Source organism: Streptococcus parasanguinis, assembly GCF_901875555.1.
Classification (GTDB): Bacteria; Bacillota; Bacilli; order Lactobacillales; family Streptococcaceae; genus Streptococcus; species Streptococcus parasanguinis_H.
Window position 1 is genome coordinate 19,329 of sequence record NZ_CABFMD010000033.1, and the last position, 20,428, is coordinate 39,756.

17 protein-coding genes and 1 pseudogene are annotated in these 20,428 nt (G+C 45.3%); 1 reads left to right on the forward strand and 17 read right to left on the reverse strand.

The features are described from left to right. Nucleotides 1–10 precede the first annotated feature (10 nt). The 16 genes and pseudogenes from JX304_RS08000 to hisS all read right to left on the reverse strand — a co-directional run bounded on the left by JX304_RS08000 (nt 11) and on the right by hisS (nt 18,118). The gene (locus JX304_RS08000) at nt 11–463 is read right to left on the reverse strand and encodes a CoA-binding protein (RefSeq protein WP_021154247.1); all 453 of its coding nucleotides are present in this window, start codon (nt 461–463) and stop codon (nt 11–13) included. 134 nt (nt 464–597) lie between these two features. Beyond that, the gene (polA, locus tag JX304_RS08005; protein ID WP_205012001.1) at nt 598–3,243 is read right to left on the reverse strand and encodes a DNA polymerase I; all 2,646 of its coding nucleotides are present in this window, start codon (nt 3,241–3,243) and stop codon (nt 598–600) included. A 257-nt stretch (nt 3,244–3,500) separates the two neighbouring features. Beyond that, nucleotides 3,501–4,964 carry an alpha-L-fucosidase gene (locus JX304_RS08010; RefSeq protein WP_205012002.1) on the reverse strand — a complete coding sequence of 488 codons (1,464 nt, stop codon included), beginning with the start codon at nt 4,962–4,964 and terminating at the stop codon, nt 3,501–3,503. Between the two features lie 141 nt (nt 4,965–5,105). Beyond that, entirely contained in the window at nt 5,106–5,882 is a 777-nt protein-coding gene (trpA, locus tag JX304_RS08015; RefSeq protein WP_205012003.1) for a tryptophan synthase subunit alpha, read from the reverse strand. 1 nt (nt 5,883) lies between these two features. Continuing rightward, nucleotides 5,884–7,089: a tryptophan synthase subunit beta gene (gene trpB / locus JX304_RS08020; RefSeq protein WP_205012004.1), complete on the reverse strand. Its 1,206-nt coding sequence runs from the start codon at nt 7,087–7,089 to the stop codon at nt 5,884–5,886. Then, nucleotides 7,079–7,666 (reverse strand): phosphoribosylanthranilate isomerase, encoded by a 588-nt coding sequence (locus JX304_RS08025; protein WP_205012005.1) that lies wholly within the window; start codon nt 7,664–7,666, stop codon nt 7,079–7,081. The genes trpB and JX304_RS08025 overlap by 11 nt, the downstream gene beginning before the upstream one ends. After that, nucleotides 7,653–8,420: an indole-3-glycerol phosphate synthase TrpC gene (gene trpC / locus JX304_RS08030; protein WP_205012006.1), complete on the reverse strand. Its 768-nt coding sequence runs from the start codon at nt 8,418–8,420 to the stop codon at nt 7,653–7,655. The genes JX304_RS08025 and trpC overlap by 14 nt, the downstream gene beginning before the upstream one ends. After that, the gene (gene trpD, locus JX304_RS10800; RefSeq protein ID WP_239649426.1) at nt 8,417–9,421 is read right to left on the reverse strand and encodes an anthranilate phosphoribosyltransferase; all 1,005 of its coding nucleotides are present in this window, start codon (nt 9,419–9,421) and stop codon (nt 8,417–8,419) included. Before trpD ends, trpC begins: the two co-directional genes overlap by 4 nt. 9 nt (nt 9,422–9,430) lie before the next feature. Further along, nucleotides 9,431–9,991 (reverse strand): annotated as a pseudogene (locus JX304_RS10805) (aminodeoxychorismate/anthranilate synthase component II); the annotation flags it as partial. Then, entirely contained in the window at nt 9,988–11,346 is a 1,359-nt protein-coding gene (trpE, locus tag JX304_RS08040; protein ID WP_205012008.1) for an anthranilate synthase component I, read from the reverse strand. The pseudogene JX304_RS10805 and the gene trpE, both read right to left, overlap by 4 nt. 556 nt (nt 11,347–11,902) lie before the next feature. After that, nucleotides 11,903–12,265 carry a DUF1304 domain-containing protein gene (locus JX304_RS08045; protein WP_205012009.1) on the reverse strand — a complete coding sequence of 121 codons (363 nt, stop codon included), beginning with the start codon at nt 12,263–12,265 and terminating at the stop codon, nt 11,903–11,905. A gap of 15 nt (nt 12,266–12,280) precedes the next feature. Further along, nucleotides 12,281–12,709: a MarR family winged helix-turn-helix transcriptional regulator gene (locus JX304_RS08050; RefSeq protein WP_205012010.1), complete on the reverse strand. Its 429-nt coding sequence runs from the start codon at nt 12,707–12,709 to the stop codon at nt 12,281–12,283. Nucleotides 12,710–12,976: 267 nt separating this feature from the next. Further along, on the reverse strand, nt 12,977–13,606 hold the full coding sequence (locus JX304_RS08055) for an HAD-IA family hydrolase (protein ID WP_205012011.1): 630 nt from the start codon (nt 13,604–13,606) through the stop codon (nt 12,977–12,979). Next, nucleotides 13,603–14,880, reverse strand: a complete 1,278-nt coding sequence (locus tag JX304_RS08060) for an MATE family efflux transporter (RefSeq protein ID WP_205012012.1) — start codon at nt 14,878–14,880, stop codon at nt 13,603–13,605. The genes JX304_RS08055 and JX304_RS08060 overlap by 4 nt, the downstream gene beginning before the upstream one ends. A gap of 50 nt (nt 14,881–14,930) precedes the next feature. Further along, on the reverse strand, nt 14,931–16,415 hold the full coding sequence (gene thrC, locus JX304_RS08065) for a threonine synthase (protein ID WP_205012013.1): 1,485 nt from the start codon (nt 16,413–16,415) through the stop codon (nt 14,931–14,933). A 419-nt stretch (nt 16,416–16,834) separates the two neighbouring features. Next, nucleotides 16,835–18,118, reverse strand: coding sequence for a histidine--tRNA ligase (gene hisS / locus JX304_RS08070; protein ID WP_205012014.1), 1,284 nt, complete (start codon nt 18,116–18,118; stop codon nt 16,835–16,837). Between the two features lie 170 nt (nt 18,119–18,288). Here hisS and JX304_RS08075 point away from each other — a divergent pair, with 170 nt between their 5' ends. Then, a complete protein-coding gene (locus JX304_RS08075; RefSeq protein WP_205012015.1) occupies nt 18,289–18,630 on the forward strand; it encodes a metal-sulfur cluster assembly factor in 342 nt (113 codons plus the stop codon). 160 nt (nt 18,631–18,790) lie between these two features. On the opposite strand, the gene JX304_RS08080 is transcribed toward JX304_RS08075, so the two are convergent. Then, nucleotides 18,791–20,065 carry a uracil-xanthine permease family protein gene (locus JX304_RS08080; RefSeq protein ID WP_205012016.1) on the reverse strand — a complete coding sequence of 425 codons (1,275 nt, stop codon included), beginning with the start codon at nt 20,063–20,065 and terminating at the stop codon, nt 18,791–18,793. Nucleotides 20,066–20,428: the final 363 nt, after the last annotated feature.

The window sequence follows — 20,428 nt, forward strand, 5'->3', positions numbered from 1 at the left end:
TGTTTATCATTTATAAACCGTATAGGGAGTCTCCTAAGATCAGTCGGGTGTGTTCCCGTTTGATACAGCGGTTCATGACGATATCTTCGCGACCGGCTCCACGAAGGATTTCTTCTGCTTCTTGATTTTCCAGCTCCAATTGTGCCCAAAAAATCTTCGCGTCTGTCTCGATGAAGTCACGCGCCACATCTGGTAAAAATTCACTGCGACGGTAAACATCTACGATATCTACTGGGAATGGAATTTCCTGCAGGCTGGCATACACCGTCTCCCCAAGGATCTGGCCACCAGCTGCACGGGGGTTGACGGGAATGATCCGATAGCCCCGCTCTTGCATCTCCTTGCTGACACGATGACTGGTCGTGTCTTCACGATCAGATAATCCAACTACAGCGATGATCTTGCTGGTTTCTAGGTAATGTTTGATAATGCCATCACTAGGATTGCGAAATGAATAAGCCATAAGAATCTCCTTTTGTATGCGTTTCCTTTCTTTAAATAGTATAACAATCCGGAGGGCATTGCAAGTGTTTGTCGTTAAAAGCGGTAGGAAACTAAAAAGTCTCCTACCGCTTTCTATTTTGAATAAACTCAATCTTATTTGGCCTCATACCATGTCTTGCCTGCATTCTCATCGGCTTCCAGTGGTACCGCAAGCTCAATAGCGGATTCCATGGTCTCTTTGACGAGTTCCTTGATTGCTGCCAATTCATCACTTGGCACTTGCAGAACGATTTCATCGTGCACCTGAAGAAGCATCTTGGTCTTGTAGGCTCCTGCTTCTAGCGCTTGGTCCAAGTGGATCATAGCAATTTTCAAGATGTCTGCTGCCGATCCTTGGATCGGTGAGTTGATTGCTGTCCGCTCCGCAAAACCTCGAACATTGAAGTTGCGAGAGTTGATATCTGGAATTTCTCGGCGACGCTTGAAGAGGGTTTCTACATAGCCTTTGTCGCGCGCTTCCCGTACCACTCTTTCCATATAGTCCTTGATGCCAGGGTAGCGTTCGAAGTAAGTTTCAATATAGGCTTTGGCTTCTTTTCGACTGATCCCTAGGTTGTTAGACAGTCCAAAGTCGGAAATTCCATAAACCACACCGAAGTTTACTGCTTTAGCATTGCGGCGGTCATTCGGCGTCACATCTTCTGGTTTTTCAATATTGAAGACCCGCATAGCGGTCGATGTATGGATATCTGCCCCATGTTTAAAAGCATCAATCAAATGCTCATCTCCTGAAATATGGGCCAAGACGCGTAATTCGATCTGTGAATAGTCTGAACTCAACAAGACACTGTTTTCCTCTTCTGGAACAAAAGCCTTGCGAATGAGACGACCTTGTTCCAAACGGACAGGGATGTTTTGCAGGTTGGGATCCACACTGGACAAGCGCCCTGTCTGCGTCAAATCCTGCACATAGCGGGTATGGATCTTCCCATCTTCCAAAATCCAGTCTTGAAGACCGATGACATAGGTCGATTGGATTTTAGCAATTTGGCGGTATTCAAGAATCTTAGACACGATTGGTGCGATGGGAGCCAGGCGTTCCAAGACATCAACAGCTGTTGAATAGCCGGTTTTGGTCTTTTTGGTATATTCAAGAGGGAGTTCCAATTTTTCAAAGAGGATGGCCCCCAATTGTTTTGGAGAATTGATGTTAAACTCTTCTCCTGCCAACTCGTAGATTTCTTGGGTCAAGCGTTCCAAGACTGCTTCGTTTTCCACCTGCATGTCTTGGAGGGTCTGGCGTTCCACCTTGATCCCTGCAATTTCCATCTTGGCCAAAACAGCTGCTAGTGGTTGCTCCATATCATAGAGCAGATCTAGTTGGTCATGGGCTTGTAACTGCTCCACCATGGGCTCTTCCGTGTCTAGTAAAACAGCGACTTTTCGTGCCAAATGCTCTAATAGGACCGCCTTTTCTGGAATGGATTTTTTGGCTCCCTTGCCATAAACGACTTCGTCCAGCGGCAACGCAATCTGACTATAGAGATTCGCAATGGTTGAAATTTCATTGTCCTCTACGGTCGACAAGAGATACTTAGCCAATCGACTGTCAAAAGCCGGCTTTTGAAGGGTAATGTCCAAGTGGCTGAGCAGGACCTTGGCCCGCTTGAAGTCATAAACCTTGAGGGGCGTTTTTTCGAGAAATTCTTTGAAAATCGGTGTTTGTAAAAGATCAGTATCTGTACTCGCGTAGAGCTGACCTTTGGTCCCCCATGCGAAACCGATGATGGGTTCTGTATGGTAATTGTCCCCAAACATCTCAAAATGGAAGAAACTATCTTCTGTGAGCATATCGGGAGTAACCTGCTCTACTTCTGTATAGTCAATGGCTACAGGAGCTACTTCTTCCCCACTGAGATCCAAGGCTTGGCGAAGTTGCTTGAAGCCCATCTCCTCATAAAACTTGGCTAGATTTTCTAGATGAGGACCTGTATAGGTGATATCGTCCAGACCAATCTCAATGGGCGCATTGGTATCGATGGTCGCAAGGGTCTTGGACAGGTAGGCCTGCTCCTTGTCGTTGATGAGGTTTTCCTTCATCTTAGAAGCCTTCATCTCGTCAATATGCTGGTAGAGCCCGTCGAGAGAACCGTACTCTATGAGTAGTTTGATCCCTGTTTTTTCTCCAATCTTGGTAACACCCGGGATATTATCCGACTTATCTCCCATCAAAGCCTTAAGGTCGATGAATTGCTCGGGTGTCAGCCCCATCTTTTCTTTGAGATAGGCTGGGGTAAAGGCTTCAAACTCTGCCACCCCTTTTTTGGAAATCTCAACCACCGTATTGTCATCTGTCAGCTGGATCAAGTCCTTATCTCCAGAAACGATGGTGACATCAAATGGGACCGCAGAGGTTTCTGCCAACTTGTCCAGCGTTCCAATAATATCATCCGCTTCATACTGAGCTAGTTCATAATGGCGAATTCCCAGATGGTCTAATTGCTCCCGAATGAAAGGGAACTGCTCGCGGAATTCATCCGGTGTCTTTGCCCGCCCCCCTTTGTAGTCGGCGTACATCTCCGTCCGAAAGGTCGTTTTTCCTGCGTCAAAGGCAACGAGGACATGGGTTGGTTGGATGCGCTCCAAGAGATGGCTCAACATGAGATTGAAGCCGTAGACTGCATTGGTATGCAGACCATTGGCATTTTTGAAGCGATCAATTTGATGATAGAGTGCGAAAAAGGCACGAAATGCGACGGAAGACCCGTCGATGAGTAACAATTTATTCTTTTTTTCCATAGGCCTATTATACCACGAATCACAAGGTCCCTGGTACATAAAAACTCTACCCTTTCGGGTAGAGCCTTCTTTAGGAGTTTCTTATGAAATATGAAAAGACCTGTTTATTCGCCGTAACAAGATCCTTGTTGTGGCAATTTCTTAAAGCGTTTTGGATAATTGACTGAGATTTTCATTTTCTGTACCTCATTTCTTATTTGATGAATAGAGTATACAAGAGAAACCTAAACGATTCCTTATAGAAAACTTCAAGAAAACTAAAAGCTAAGGCGCAAAACACGCGGTTGTTTTTGGCTACAAGTTGGTAACTGAAGGTGGAGCCCTTGGTCATCTTGGCTCCAAGAAAGAGAGTCACTTTCTCCAAGGAGCTCTACCTGCTGAATGCGCGCATGGAGAATGCGAGGTTGTTTCAGATCATAGGCGAGAGAAGGCAAAGTCAGCTCTTCTCTAACCCTACTAGGTTCCAGCTGGATGGCATAAAGCAGGCCTTCACGCGTGGTATAGCGGAAATCTTGGCTGGTATAGCGTGGTGCTTCCCCATCTGAGAAGGAACCTTCCTGGGCCTCGGTCGGTCCGTCCGATGACACCCGCCAAGGCCGACTCTGATAAATGGCTTCTCCATTTACCGCCAGCCAGTCCCCGATCTCTGTAAGGATGTCTTGGTCTTGCTCAGGGATAGTGCCATCTGCCTTGGGTCCAATATTGAGCAGAAGATTGCCATTTTTTGCCACAACATCAACTAAATTTTGCAACAATTCCTTGCTGGTCTTGTAGGCTAAATTCTGGGTATAGCACCAAGAATTACGGGCGATCGCGGTATCCATTTGCCATGGAAAAGCTTGCGTCTCCCCGTAGCCTCCCCGCTCCATCTCGACGATTCCTGAACCAAAAGGTAGGGCATCCTGTTTGTAACAAACAGCCACCGTGCGATCCTCTTGTGCTGCTAGATTGTAATAATAAGCCAAAAAGCGCATTAAGTAGGGACGGAAACTCTCATGCTGGATCCACCAGTCAAAATAAAGAAGCTCTGGCTGGTAGTCCCGCACCAGTTCGCAAGTCCGCAAGAGCCAGTCTTCCAAAAACTCTTCACTTGGATAGGGTTTGGAGGTGAGATCAAAATGATCCTTCGGTTCTGGCTCTGCTGGCCAATAAAGGCTGTCTCTTGGCACTTCTTGCGGAATATCACTGGCAAACTCCTTGCCATGTGAAAAGAAAAACTGGTGCTCCGCCCGGTGAGAGGAGGCACAGAAGTGGAGGCCACGTTTTTCTGCTTCCTCCCGTAGCTCTCCTAGGACATCTCGTCTTGGCCCCATTTCTAAGCTATTATAAGGAGAGAGACTCGAAGCATACATTTGAAAACCATCATGGTGCTCAGCTACTGGGAAAAGATAGTGAGCTCCCGCTTTTTGAAAGAGATCGAGCCAAAATGCCGGATCAAATCGATCTGCTGTAAAAAGAGGGATGAGATCCTTGTAGCCAAAGCTCACCTGATCTCCAAAATGCTCTCGATGATAGTCATAGCAAGGATTCCCTTGGATATACATATTTCGCGAATACCACTCCGAACCGAAGGCAGGAACACTGTAGACGCCCCAGTGGATAAACATTCCAAATTTGGCATCCCGATACCAGTCTGGACAAACTTGATGGCTAAGAGAGTCCCAGCTTGGCTCAAAAGGGCCTGACTGGACGACTTGATCAATCTCTTCAAGGGTTATCATTCTCTTCTCCTCGTTTCTTATTACTATCTCTATTGTATCGAGAAACCCTCGTTTGTAAAGACAAACGAGGGGAATGTTTAAAATAGTAGACAAAGAGCTTGATCTAGGAGAATCGAGCCGATTACAAATAGATTAGACTGGCTAGCCCTTCACTGCTTGAGAAATGAAATGAGCGACGGCGTCTGTCTCCCCTTGGTGGAGAGCCTTAACGATTTTGGATCCCACAATAACCCCATCTGAGACCTTGTTGAAACGGTGAACATCCTCCATGCTGGAAACTCCAAAACCTGTTAATACAGGAATCGAAGCTATTTCGTGTAATTGGGCCAAGTGGTGGTCCAGATCGTCTCGATAGCTACCAGTTTTCCCCGTCACTCCGTTGACAGCAACAGCATAGATAAATCCTTCTGCATCTTGGATCAATTTCTTCTGGCGCTCGATTCCTGTGGTCAGACTCACTAGCGGCACCAAAGCGATGTCTTTATCCGCTAACAGAGGCTCTACCAGATCCGCATGCTCATGAGGAAGATCCGCAATAATCACTCCCTTGACCGCTGTTCCGTCTAAATCTCTAAAGAAGTTTTCAAGGCCATATTGGAACAAGGGATTGAAATAGGTCATGATGACCAAAGGAACAGTTGTCTCTATGTGCTGGATCGTTTGCACCAGTTCCTCTGTCGTCGTCCCATGGGCTAAACTTCGTAATCCTGCCTCTTCAATCACAGGGCCATCTGCCACTGGATCTGAAAAAGGTATGCCAACTTCAATGGCTGAGACACCAAGATCTTCCAAAAATTGGATGGTTTCCTGCAAACCTGCTAAGCCTTTTTCATGATCTCCTGCCATGATATACGGGACAAAGATCCCTCGTTGCTGGTCTTTCAGCTTTTGTAAATGCTCTGTTAAGGTCTTTCCCATCTTACTCCCCTCTCTCTTGTTCTAGGCGGTCTTTGACTTGTACTACATCTTTGTCCCCACGACCTGACAAGCAAACAATCATGGATTTTTCAGGCCCCATCTCCTTGGCCAATTTCACCGCATAGGCGATAGCATGGCTCGATTCCAGAGCCGGAATGATTCCTTCTACTTTTGAAAGTAATTGAAAGGCTTCTAGAGCTTCTTGGTCTGTCACAGGCACATAGGTTGCCCGCTTAATCTCATGGAAATAAGAATGCTCTGGCCCAATTCCTGGATAATCGAGACCTGCTGAAATTGAGAAAGCTTCTAAAATCTGTCCATGGGCATCTTGTAAAACATCCATCAAGGCGCCGTGAAGGACTCCTGGACGTCCCTTGGTCAAGGTTGCTGCATGCTTGTCTGTATCTACCCCAAGTCCAGCTGCTTCCGCCCCATACATGGCAACAGTTGTGTCCTCTACAAAAGGATAAAAGAGGCCAATAGCGTTCGATCCACCTCCTACACAAGCTAGGACGGCATCTGGCAGAGCCCCGTCATTTTGCTCTGCAAATTGGCGTTTGGCTTCTCGACCAATGACACTTTGAAAATCACGGACAATCTCTGGGAATGGATGAGGTCCTAGAGCAGATCCCATGATATAATGGGTATCTTCCACGTTTGCTACCCAGGCTCTAAGGGCAGCGTTGACTGCATCCTTGAGAACACGCGACCCATCTGTTACCGATTGAACCTTTGCCCCCAACAACTCCATCCGAAAGACATTAAGAGCTTGGCGTTTGACATCTTCTTCCCCCATGTAGATGGTACATTCCATATCAAATAAAGCAGCGGCCGTTGCCGTTGCAACACCGTGCTGTCCGGCCCCTGTTTCTGCGATGATCTTCTTTTTACCCATTCGGTGTGCCAGCAAAACCTGTCCTAGAGCATTATTAATTTTATGAGCTCCTGTGTGGTTGAGGTCTTCTCTTTTTAGAAAGATCTTGGCTCCACCGACATACTTGGTTAGATTCTTAGCGTAATAGAGCGGTGTTTCCCGACCGACATATTGTTTCAGAAGCTGATCCAATTCTGCTTGAAAAGAAGGATCTGCTTGACTTTCTCTGTAGGCTTTTTCTAATTCTAAAACTGCTGTCATCAAGGTTTCAGGGACAAAACGTCCTCCGAACCGCCCGTAAAATCCGTTTTGATCTGGTTGTTTATATGCCATGCTTGACCCTTTCTATAAATCGTTTTATCTTTTCTTGATCTTTTTTTCCATTTGTCTCGACCCCACTGGATACATCCACCGCATAAGGATGAAAGAAGCGAATGGCATCTGCTACATTGTCTACCGTCAAGCCTCCTGCAATAAAGAAGGGTTTTGTAACGTTTTGACTTTCGAGCTTTTGCCAGTTAAAAGTCTCTCCACTTCCTGCTACAGGAGCATCAAAGAGCAGATAATCGGCACCGGTCTCAGGAAGTGCTGCATCTTTCCCCACTTGAACAGCGCGAATCGTTTGTTGGGAAAGCTCTTGCAAGATGGTATCATCCATCGGTCCATGTACTTGTATCAGGTCCAAGCACACAACTTGGCAAGCTTGCTCCACTTCTTCTCTTTGTGGGGATACAAAAACTCCGACTTTTTGAACTCTCTCTGGAATCCCTGTAGCCAACTGCCGGGCTTGCTCTAGTGTCACTCGCCGTTTGCTTGGTGCAAAGACAAAACCAATGTAATCTGCACCAGATTCAACAGCTGTCTGGACAGCTTCTGGGGTGGATAATCCGCAAATTTTAACCTTTGTCAATCTGCAACTCCTTTACTTTTTCAGCCACATTATCTGCCTTCATGAGGGCTGTCCCAACGAGAATGCCACTAAAATAAGGAGCGAGCATTCGCGCATCTGCTGCTGTAAAAATAGCAGACTCCGAGATGTAGACCGGTTCTTGTTCAAAATTGGTCGCCAATTCAAGGCTAGTGTGGAGATCTGTCTCAAAGGTCACCAAGTTGCGATTGTTGACCCCTATGATCTGAGCCCCAATCCGGTGAGCTACCTCTAGTTCTGTCAGATTATGGGTCTCCACCAAGACCTCCAGACCAAGATGGGTCGCAAAGTCATAGAGCTCCTTCAGACGAGCCTCTGATAAGGCTGCAACTATCAACAAGATCACGGTCGCCCCTGCGTTTCGCGCCCGAATTATTTGCTTTTCATCCACAATAAAATCTTTATTGAGGGTGGGGATACGTACTTGACTAGATATTTCCCGGAGATACTCGATACTGCCCTTGAAAAACACTTCATCGGTCAAGACAGAAATCATCACAGCTCCATTTTCTTCGTAAGTCTTAGCCTGCGCAACGATATCCACATCGACATGAATATCTCCCAGACTCGGGCTAGCCTTTTTCACCTCTGCGATGACCTGAAGCTTATCTGGATGACTCTTTAGGTAATCATACAAGCGGTAGGTCTCACGCAAAGGTTGGAGCTCCTCTTCTTTCATCACAGCCACTTCACGCGCCTTTTCCTTTAGAATCTTTGGTAAGAATTCTTGACTCATTTTTGATACTCCTGTAATAATCTCAATTTCTCAAGGGCAGCCCCGCTGGCAATCACTTCCCGTGCCAAGGCAATCCCCTCCTTGATAGAAGCTACCTTGCCGTTGGCATAAAATCCAAGGCCAGCATTTAAGACCGTCACCTCTAAAAAGGGACTCGCTTCATTCTTCAAGACACTGAGCAAAATTTCTGCATTGCGTTTAGCGTCTCCACCACGTACTTGATCAATTTCGATGCGCTCCATTCCCATATCTTCTGGTTGAAAGCTGGATAAGGTAACCTGTCCATTTTCCAAAATAGCGAGCTGGGTTTCTCCATCAAGGCCTGCCTCGTCCAAACCTTGTGGGCCACTCACTACCACTGCGCGTTTTCGACCCAAATTCTTTAGAATCTCTGCCGTACTTTCCAGCATATCTGGACGACTGGTTCCCAATAGCTGGCTTTCTAGAGGAATCGGATTGATAAGAGGACCAGTTAAGTTCATCACTGTTGGAACTCCTAGCGCCAAGCGAGCTGGCATAATATAGCGCATGCCAGGATGCAGATTTTTGGCAAATAGAAAGACAATGCCCGCCTTTTCAAACACTCGTCCCAAATCTTCTGGACCCAAATCAAGGTTAATCCCTAGAGCTTCTAGCACATCAGCTGAACCTGATTTAGAAGAGATCGAGCGATTCCCGTGTTTCGCCATCTTGACGCCACCACCAGCGAGAACAAAGGCAGCTGTAGTTGAAATATTGAAACTATAGGAACGATCCCCACCAGTTCCACAATTGTCCATCGCTCCTTGAACTTCTGTAGGAATAGCGACCGCATAGGCCTGCATCACTTTTGCAATAGCCGTCCGTTCTTCAACCGTTTCCCCTTTCATTTTTAGGCCTAGAAGTAGAGCCGTCACCTGCGCTTCTGAAGCACGACCCGCAACAACTTCTTCCATGGCAGCTTCTAATTCTGCGCCGGTTAGATTTACTCCTTCCGCTACCTTTGCAAGCACTTGTTTCATTTTTCTCTCCTTGACCAATTTGACAAAATTTTCGATGGTCTTAAGCCCATCTGGTGTCCCGATACTTTCTGGATGGTATTGAAAGCCATAAATCGGTAAGCTACGGTGTTGGATCCCCATAATCGCTCCATCATCCGTCGTCCGAGAGGTAATGACAAACTCCTCTGGCATGTCTTCAATCGTCAGCGAATGGTAGCGCATGACTGGAACTTCTTTTGCGACACCCGCATATAGCGGAGAGGGAGCTTCTAGCTGGATCTGGCTTTGTTTGCCATGCATGACCTGAGGGGCCAATCCTAAGCGTCCTCCAAAAACTTCTGCAATCGCTTGATGTCCCAAGCAGATCCCCAAGATTGGTTTAACCCCCGCGAAATCTCGGATCATCTCCTCCATCTTGCCCGCATCCTTTGGCCATCCTGGACCTGGAGAAAAGACCAAGGCATCTGCTTCTTGAGCAACCTGGTACAAATCCGGATCATCATTTCGAAGCACCTGAACCTCATCAAATTTTCCGATATACTGTGCTAAATTGTAGGTAAATGAATCGTAATTATCAACTAATAAAATCATCCTTCTTCTCCAATCCTTGTCATCGATTTTGCCTTATTGACGGTTTCTTGGTATTCATTTTCAGCGATCGAATCATAAACGATTCCTGCTCCAGCTTGCACATAAGCCTTCTTATTTTTGAGGATCATGGTTCGAATCGCGATAGCAAAATCGAGATCCCCCGTCACCGAAAGATAGCCAATCGCCCCCGCATAGACCCCTCGTTTCTCTTTTTCAGCCTCATAGATCCGCTTCATAGCCCGAATCTTGGGAGCGCCCGAAACGGTTCCAGCAGGAAGAGTTGCCTTCAGAGCCTCAATGGAGGCTAGCCCAGGAAGTAATTGCCCCTTGACCACACTGGTCAGGTGCATGACATAACGGAAGAATTCCACTTCCATATATTTGGTCACTTCAACTGACCCATTTTGAGCGATACGACCAATATCATTTCGTCCTAGATCCACCAACATCCGGTGTTCTGCGACTTCTTTTGGATCCCCTGCCAAATCAGCTACCAATTGCCGATCAGCCTCCTCATCGATCCCTCTGGGACGTGTGCCAGCAATGGGATTAGTTGTCACCACTCGATCCTTGACCGACACTAGACTTTCTGGACTAGCACCGATAATTTGGTACTCCCCAAAATCATAAAAATAGAGATAATTCGAAGGATTGGTCACACGCAAATTGCGGTAATAATCTAGCGGTTTTCCCGAAAAATCAGCTGAAAAACGTTGACTGAGCACGCATTGGAACATATCTCCTTTTCGAATATAATCCCTAGCCAGGGCCACCATTTCCTCAAACTCTTTTTGCTCCAAATGATTGTGGAAATGAAGAGCATGCAGATCCTTGTCCTGAAACTCTTCCTTTGCAGGTCTTGCCAACTGTGCTAATACTTGCTCCAAGCTCGACGCTTGTTCTGCTTCACTTCGCCCACTATAGAGATTCTCTTCCACCACATAGACCTTTTCCTTTTTGTGGTCAAAAATCACATAGCTTTCATATAAGAAAAAGTGGAGATCTGGAGTGCCGATCGTATCTTCAGGAATAGAACCGATGTTCTCATAGAGGCCAATCAAGTCGTAGCCGACAAATCCAATCGCTCCTCCGTTAAAAGGAAGCTCTTCAGAAGTTTTCGTTTTGACCGTGATACGATTCAAAAAGTCCAAAGGATCCTCTTCGACAGTCTGATCATTGTAATAGAGGACACCATGTTCAAACTTGACTTCACTGACTGGCCGATAGGCCACAATTGAAAAACGCGCATTCTCTTTTTCACGAGGGATCGACTCCAAGATCATTTTATGGGGTGCATCCAAACGCATATAAGCCAAAATTGGACTCAACACATCAGCAGATAAAACTTTTTTCATATCAGAAACCTCTCTTCTAGAACTCTTTTTCTAATGAATCGTAACATCGCTTGCTAAGGCTATCAAGGATATCCCACGCTCTGTTTTCGCTTTGGGATCAATGTGCCTAAGCTCGCTTCGCTTGCTAAGGCTATCAAGGATATCCCATCGCTCAATTTTCGCTTTGGGATCAATGTGCCTAAGCTCGCTTCGCTTGCTAAGGCACATAGAAAAGCCCTCACACAAAAACTGTGTGAGGGCGTAGTGTCCGCGGTGCCACCTCATTTATAGGAAAAATAGCTGGTCTTTCCCTACATCTCTATCTCCTCTATCAAGGAGTTGCACGGTAAGGGGTGCCAACCGAATTCACATGGGTTAGAATTCATTGATCATAACAGTCCAATTTTCATCAGTCGCTATTGCTTGTTCACAATTCCCACAAGCTCCCTGAAAATAGCCGACTCATTACTTTTCTGTTGCTACCATTATAACCCTTTTTCTTCGAAAGTCAATAAAATTTTTAGTCTTTTTTATACTTTTTCTACACTAATTTAATAAGATCAGCGGAACGTCCTTTTTATCCCAAAAATAGGATACTCAACAATGCTAAAATTGCAGGACCGCCTTGGGTCAAGATAATCTTTTTATGGGCTGTCATCGCACCGTAGGCTGCTGCTCCAATAATAAAGAGCACAAAAATCGTAACGACTTCAATATTTTCAGACACAAACAAGCCATACAAGAGGAAGACACCGATCAAGGCATTGTATATTCCTTGATTTTTAAATAGAGAGGTCACAGATGGGCGAGCGAGTTCTTCTTTATCCATGTTGAAAACCCGACTGGTGGTATCAGATGTGGTTCGGATGCTCTCCAAATAAAAAATATATAAATGCTCCAGTGCAGCAAGACTTGCTAAAATAATCGTCAGTAATGACATGGTAGATTCTCCTTTTTATTCAATAGTTATTTGTTCAATACCAGATACTAATTTATCCAGCAAGTATGAAAATTGCTCTTGTTCTTGAACGGTCAAAATGTGACTCATCTGTTCTTTCACAGCCACATGATGGCGAGGGGGATGTTTGACCAAATGATTATAGGCCATATCCGTCAAATGAATTAAGATTTCCCGCTGATTCTTTGGATTTCGACTCCGATGGACAAACCCTTCCTTTTCTAGTATTTTGAAATGCCGCGTTAAAGCAGCTGGATCAATCTGCAAGCGTTCCTGAACCGAGATCTGATTGCACGGTGCTTGTTCGAATAAATCCTGCAAAATTTGATAACGTGTTAAGCTAATCCCTAGGCGCTTTTCAAAGAGTTGTGTAGTCGATTGGTCTGCCAAACGTAGTTGGTAGAGCAAATCATTGATTTCTGCCATATCCTTTCTCCGATCTGCTTTTGATTTATCAATAATTGACTTATCAAGTATAAATCGTTTTTTATCTTCCTGCAAGAAAAAGAGCTTGCACTTTGTTTCACACAAAAAAAGCCGCCTGATTGGGCGACTCTTAGGGAGATTATTATGAAAAAGAAAAGTTTTAGGATTTTTCTAAACAAAGTTAGGAGGTCTTTGTTTATGCTTCTATTATAGCGGACATTTCTTAAAGAAAGCTTACGACTTTATTTCAAAATGAGAACAATCTCTTTACAGATTCTTTTCAGGGCTTAAAACGCTTGGGATATCCCGTAAAGTTTTCATCTGGTGATTGCCTTCATAGTCAGTTGTCAAGAAATTGATACTCTGAATCTGGCTATTTCTTGCAAAATCAATATCCAGACTCCGATCCCCAATATAGTAGGTATTTTCTGACTCCAACCCGTACTTCTTCATCAGATACCTGGCTGCTTCTGGGTTAGGCTTGCGTGCAAAACCACTTTGACTGGTCAAAATCTCTTTAAAAAAAGATTCCAAACCCAAGTCCCGTAGAATGACCAAGGCATTCTCTCCCTTATGGGTATAAACAAACTGCTGGATCCCCGCATCCTTCGCCCAGGACAGGACATCACGCGCCCCCTCCATCAGGACAACCTGGGCATTTTTCTCTGCTAGACTTTCTGCCCGACGCTGATTTAAGTCGGTCACATCCAGTTGATACTCCTCTGCCACAGCTACTAAAAGATCCTGAACCGAATGCTTCAAGATATAGTCTTTAATACTCGCTCGGTCAAACGGAAGCTGGTAATAGGCATAGGTCTCCTCAAGACCAGCTAGGATTGCATCATAGGAATCTAGCAAGGTTCCATCCAAATCCCAAATAAAAGCTCGTTTTGTCATGTTCTCTCTCCTACTTTTCGTCGATAAAGCTGACTCAAAAATAGCCAGCGAAAGGCATTATCTAGTAGCGTTCCCGTCCAAACTCCTGGAAGTCCGAATCCAAGGGTTACTCCAAGCAGATAACCCGCTCCAATTCGAATGACCCACATGCCAATGGTCGTTGCATAAAATGGCAATTTCCCATTTCCTAAGCCTTGCCAAACAGCTGTATAGATGACCGTCCCTGCTGTAAAGGGTGTTCCTAACAAAGAAAAGAGGACAACCGAAAGGCTAGCTTCTACCGCTTTCGTATCTTGCGTGTAGAGATGCGTCAGAAAGGTGCCACCAAAAAAGATTCCCAAGGCAATGGGTAACATCAACACGAAGGACAGCCAGTAAGACTGCTTTCGAAGGCGATCAATCTGCTCAAGATCACCTTCACCCAGGCTCCGTGCTACGAGCATGACCGTCGCTGTGGCCACTCCAAATACAGGCATGTAGTTAAACTGGGTCAAGGTCTCTCCGATGGCATTGCCCGCGACTGCTTCCGTCCCAAAAGCGACGACGATCGCGATAATCACCACATCTCCAGCCCGCATCATCAAGCGCTCTCCGGCAGCTGGAAGCGCTAAGTCTAAGAGCTTGCGATCCAATCCCCACCGAAGGGGAGCAAAGGGTAGCCGGACTTTTTGCCACAAGAGAAAGGCACCGATCAAGCGGGCTAGCACAGTCCCCAAAGCTGCTCCGACAATTCCCCAACCAAAAAGGAAAATAGCCACAGAGGAGAACAGAGCATTTAAAACATTGGTCAAGAGGCTCACATACATGGGAAGGCGTGGATTGTTGGCCACCCGAACCAGCGAGCCCAGAGTCGTCATCAAGCCTAAGAGAACAATGGTCCCGCCGACCAAGGAAAGGTAAATCCCCCCACTTTCGGCGACTTCTGCTTCAGTCCCCAAGAGCGAAATCATCTGGCGACCAAAGAGGAGCGACGCTCCACCTAAGAGAGCACTCACCAACAAGGTCACTTTCAATGACTCTGTTGCATGGTAGGCAATCGCTTCTTGATTTTTTTCGCCCAGACTTTTAGACATGACACTGGCGACTGCCGCACCCAGTGCCAAAAAGATGGCTTGATAGATGGTGATGATATTCCCTGCGACGGACACACCTGAGATAGCAATCAAGCCCAGGTGCGCGACTAAATAAGAGTCCACCATGCCCATCAGCATTTGTAAGAAATTTTCACCCATGGCAGGAAGGGCGATGTTTACGATTTTTTTGTATGAATGCATGCGTATAGAAAAGAGCCAAACGGCTCTTTTGATCTTTCTAATAAGGAGAATTACAGTCCCAAGTAGTCTTCGACAGCTGTTTGCATATCTTGGGCTGCAACGCTGGTGCGATGGCGAACCGGTGCAGTTTCCAGACCGTCTACGGCCGGTGGTACAGGAACACCTGAGAGTGTGTGTAATTTAGCCAAGGCTTCAAAATCGCCTAAACCTGTCTCGCCCGTCACCGCTTCTACTGCTACAACTGGAAATTTATAAGGACTTGCTGTAGAGGCAATAACTGTTTTAGCAGTATCCCCTGTTTGGGTCCGGTATTTTTGATAAACAGCTGATGCTACGGCTGTATGAGGGTCTTCGATGTAATCAGACGCTTCATAAACCCGCTTGATTTCTGCAGCAGTTTCTGCTTCATCTGCGTAGGCCGCCGCAAACAAATCTAAGATGTCTGCATCAAAATCGGACAATTGGTACTGACCTGTTGCAACGAGGCTTTCCATCAATTCTTTGGTCTTTGGAGCATCATTGCCTAGCAAGTGGAAAATCAAACGTTCCAAGTTTGAAGAAACCAAAATATCCATTGATGGACTAGTGGTCACCTTGAACTCACGTTTCTTATCATAGACATGTGTTTTGAAGAAGTCTGTCAAGACATTGTTCTCGTTTGATGCACAGATCAATTTCCCAACTGGAAGACCAATTTGTTTGGCATAGAAAGCTGCTAAGATATTTCCAAAGTTTCCTGTTGGTACGGTGAAGTTAACTTTTTCTCCCGCTGTGATTTGGCCTGTCTTGACCAATTGCGCATAGGCATATACGTAATAAACGATCTGAGGCACCAAACGGCCGATATTCATAGAGTTAGCTGATGAAAATTGCATCTTGTTGGCTGTTAATTTTTCACGAAGGGCCTCATCGTTGAACATATGTTTGACGTTGGTCTGAGCATCGTCAAAGTTTCCATCGATGGCGATCACATAAGTATTGTCCCCCGTTTGAGTGGTCATTTGCAATTCTTGCACCTTGCTGACACCGTCTTTTGGATAAAAGACGATGATCTCTGTTCCAGGAACATCGGCAAAACCGGCCATAGCAGCTTTCCCAGTATCACCAGATGTCGCTGTCAAGATGACAATCTTGTTTTCCAGACCGTGCTTCTTAGCTGCTGTTGTCATGAAGTAAGGCAAGATCGACAAGGCCATATCCTTAAAGGCAATGGTGGAGCCGTGGAAAAGTTCCAAGTTGTATTGCCCATCGAGTTTGACAAGCGGAGCAATAGCCGGGGTATCAAACTTGCTGTCATAGGCATGAGAAATGCAGTAGTCCAACTCTTCTGCCGTAAAGTCGTCCAAGAAGGCTGACAAAATGAGTTTTGCTACTTCCTGATAGGAAGCATCTTTGAGGGTATCAAAATCCAGCTCCACTTGAGGATAAGAGACCGGAGTAAACAAACCGCCATCTGTCGCCAAGCCTTGAAGGATGGCTTGACTAGCTGTTACAGTATTTTTTTCATCTCGTGTTGATTGGTAAACTAATGTCATGAGGGATTCATTCCTTTACTAGTAGTCTTCTCATTATATCATAAATGTCAGAAAATTTAACGGCTTTTCGCCAAATTAGGTGAGAGATAAAAAAGAAAGAGGCTGGGACAAAAGTCCTAGCCTCTCAATTGTTTTTGGATTGTCGAGCAAGACGCAGTGGTTGAGTGCTCAAAGCACTGCTTTGAGATGGCGGATAGAACTTGCGAAGCAAGTATCCTAAGTTTTTGTTCGCTTTTTAAGCTTCAAAGATGCCCTATGTTGACGGAAACTATGTTTCCTTTATCTGCAACCTTCAACAGTCTCCCAGACTGTTGAAGCTGTGCGGAGGTGGGACGACGAAATCGAATTCCAACGAATGACCGATTTCTGTCCCACTCTCTCCCAGATAAATCTTGTCTACCCTTGTCTTTCCCGTTCGATCAAGCCAATTCCAACTCTGCTAAGACAGACGGGAAATCTTTCTTCAAACTGTCAAGAGCTACGGTCACTTCTTGACGAGTTTGGTTGTTTTTCACGGTGACTTGACCGCTTTCAACCTCGCTACTTCCTAAAGTAATCAAGGCTTTGGCCGCAAAGACATCTGCAGACTTAAATTGGGCCTTAAGCTTGCGTCCGAGGTAGTCGCGTTCGGCCTTGAAACCTTGAAGACGAAGAGCTTGTACCAAACTAAGCGCCGCTTCATTGGCCTCGTCCCCTAAGACGGCTATATAGGCATCTAGACCTGTTTCAATTGGTAATGCTACACCTTTCTTTTCAAGAATAAGAAGGATCCGTTCCACACCGATACCAAATCCAAAACCAGCTGTCGCAGGGCCACCGAAGTATTCCACCAAACCATCATAGCGACCACCCGCACAAACTGTCAATTCATTACCTTCAATTTCTGTAATAAACTCAAAAATCGTGTGGTTGTAGTAATCCAAGCCACGCACCATATTAGTATCGATGACATAAGATACTCCCAAGTCTTCCAACATCCGACGAACCGCATCAAAATGCGCTTGGCTTTCTTCATCCAGATAGTCTAGGATGGAAGGAGCCTGTTCAACCGCTGCCTTGTCTTCTTTTTCTTTTGAATCCAAGACACGAAGCGGATTTTCTTCTAAGCGGCGTTGGCTGTCCTTGGACAATTGATCCTTCATTGGCAAGAGGTAATCAATCAAAGCTTGACGATAAGCCTGGCGACTGGCTGGGCTTCCCAAGGTGTTCAAGTGCAAGGTCACATTATCAATTCCCAATTCTTTAAGGAATTGTGCCGCCATGGCAATGGTTTCAACATCCGTTGCAGGATTACTCGATCCAAAACATTCTACCCCAATTTGGTGGAATTGACGCAAGCGCCCTGCTTGAGGACGTTCGTAGCGGAACATTGGGCCTATGTAATAGAACTTACTTGGTTTTTGTACCTCAGGCGCAAAGAGTTTATTTTCTACATACGAGCGGACAACAGGAGCTGTTCCTTCTGGACGAAGCGTGATATGACGGTCTCCCTTGTCATAGAAATCATACATTTCTTTGGTAACGATATCCGTTGTATCCCCTACTGAACGGCTGATGACTTCATAATGCTCGAAGATCGGTGTGCGGATTTCATCATAATTGTATCGCGCAAAGACCTTGCGTGCAAAGCCTTCTACATATTGCCATTTGGCTGAATCGCCAGGAAGGATATCCTGGGTCCCTTTTGGTTTTTGTAATTTCATAGCCTTCATCCTTTGTCTTACTTTTGCCTCTATTTTACCACAAATTCGAAGAGAAATGGAGGCTAGACTGAATTTCCTTCGTTCGACGCGTTCAAATCCTCTTTATCTTCTTGCCTTATCAGCCAAATTATGAGAAAATGGAAACCATACTACACTGAAAGGATCTTGCGATGAGAGAGGATATAAAAATCAATGACCGCGCCCTCGCACTGGAAAAGGCATTCATCGAAAAATTGGAGCTTGTATTTGATACCGATGTGGAGTTAGATGTCTATAACCTAGGACTGATCTACGAGATCCATCTAGATGAAGCTGGCACTTGCAAGGTAGTCATGACCTTTACAGATACGGCTTGTAGCTGTGCCGAGAGCCTTCCGATCGAAATCGTTTCGCGCCTTAAGGAAATCGATGGAATCGAAGAGGTCAAGGTCGAAGTGACCTGGTCGCCCGCCTGGAAAATCACGCGCATCAGTCGATACGGCCGCATCGCACTCGGACTCCCACCACGATAACAATCATGATTATTTTAAAAAAGCAGTCAACTAATGAAGGAATGCTCCTTCGGAAATCCGATCCACAATAAAAACGAGGAACACCAGCTCTGCCATCAGAGTCTGTTCCTCGTTTTTTATGATGGTTGAATCAGTGAAACTTTCTCACTACCAGAATGGTCTAAGCCCGGTCAGCTTTTGGTTCTGGAAGGATTTGGTACAACACAATCCCAAGAATTGTTGACGTTGCCACACCTGTGATTTGAAGACCACCAAGGTCAATCATCAAACCACCGATCCCTGATACCAAAATCACACTTGCAATCAAGAGATTCTTTTTATTATCAAAATCAATCTGATGTTCAACTAAAATTTTCAAACCGCTAGCAGCGATAACCCCAAAGAGGGCAATAGACAATCCTCCCAATACAGGAGTTGGAATAGAGTGCAAGAGTGCTGATAGTTTCCCGATAAAACTCATGACAACCGCAATCACTGCTGCGCCTGAAATAACGTAAACTGAGTAGACCTTACTAAGGGCCATAACCCCAATGTTTTCCCCATAAGAGGTTACTGGAGGAGCTCCAAAGAATCCGGCAATAATCTGTGCCAAACCATCACCAGTAAGCGTATGGTCAAGCCCTGGATCCTTGAAGTAATCACGCTCCGTCAAACTATTTAAAACCATGAGGTGGCCAAAATGTTCCGTCATGGTCACAAAGGCAATCGGAGCCATGGTCAAAATCGCACTTGGATAGAGCTTAAAGCTATAATCCACAAATGGAATGTCAAAGTTTGGAACTTGAATCCAATGCGCCGCACTGACCTCTGAGAAATTGACAAAACTATGTCCTGTCACCAAACCAAGAGCCACTGAGAAAATATAGCCCACAATTAATCCAAGTAAAATTGGGACGACACCGACAATCTTCTTGCCATACATGTTAAATAGGATAACCGCAAAGAGGGTCACCATCGAAATCAATAGAGCATAGCCGCTATAGCTTTTATTTAAGGTTGTCGCATCAGTGACTGCATTCGCCGCAAGATTCAAACCAATTACCATAATAATGGGACCAACCACGATTGGTGGAAGGACCTTATTAATCCAGTCTTTACCCGCATACTTAACAATCAGAGCCACAAACAAGTAGACCAAACCACCCGCCATGGCACCTTGCGCAACTGCTGCGATCCCATCTGACTTCATCAGCATTTGCATCGCTGCAATATAAGCAAAACTAGATCCCATGTAGGCAGGAATCTTATACTTGGTCACTGTCAAGTGAGCCAAAGTCCCCAAACCAGATGAGAACAAAGCAATGGCAGGATCAATCCCAACCAAAATCGGCACCAGCACCGTCGCACCAAACATGGCAAACAAATGCTGGAAAGATAAACCAACCAATAAACCAGGTTTTGGCATATCATTCACATCATATTTAACGTCATTCACGATCGTAAAAACCTCCTAAAATTAAGATGCAACAAGCTATGGCTGAATAAAAATGTCTACCTTCGATGACCAAATCGTAAGGGAGTACTTCATGCTCCATCATCGACGATTTCTTTTTTTATCAAACCACTTTTCAACTATACAAAAAAATCCCCCACAACAAGGAGATACACAAAATATAGGCTGGTCTTCCCAGGCCTTTCTTTTCCATAGCTCCTTGCCTGCCTCTCTGGACAGTATTAAAGGATTGATTTGATTAGTCACAATTATAGCAAATTATAGACAATTTTACAAGAAAAATGACAGATGATACACTCAAATCCCCAAAAAAGTAATATTCATACGTTTCAGCGACAGGGTTGA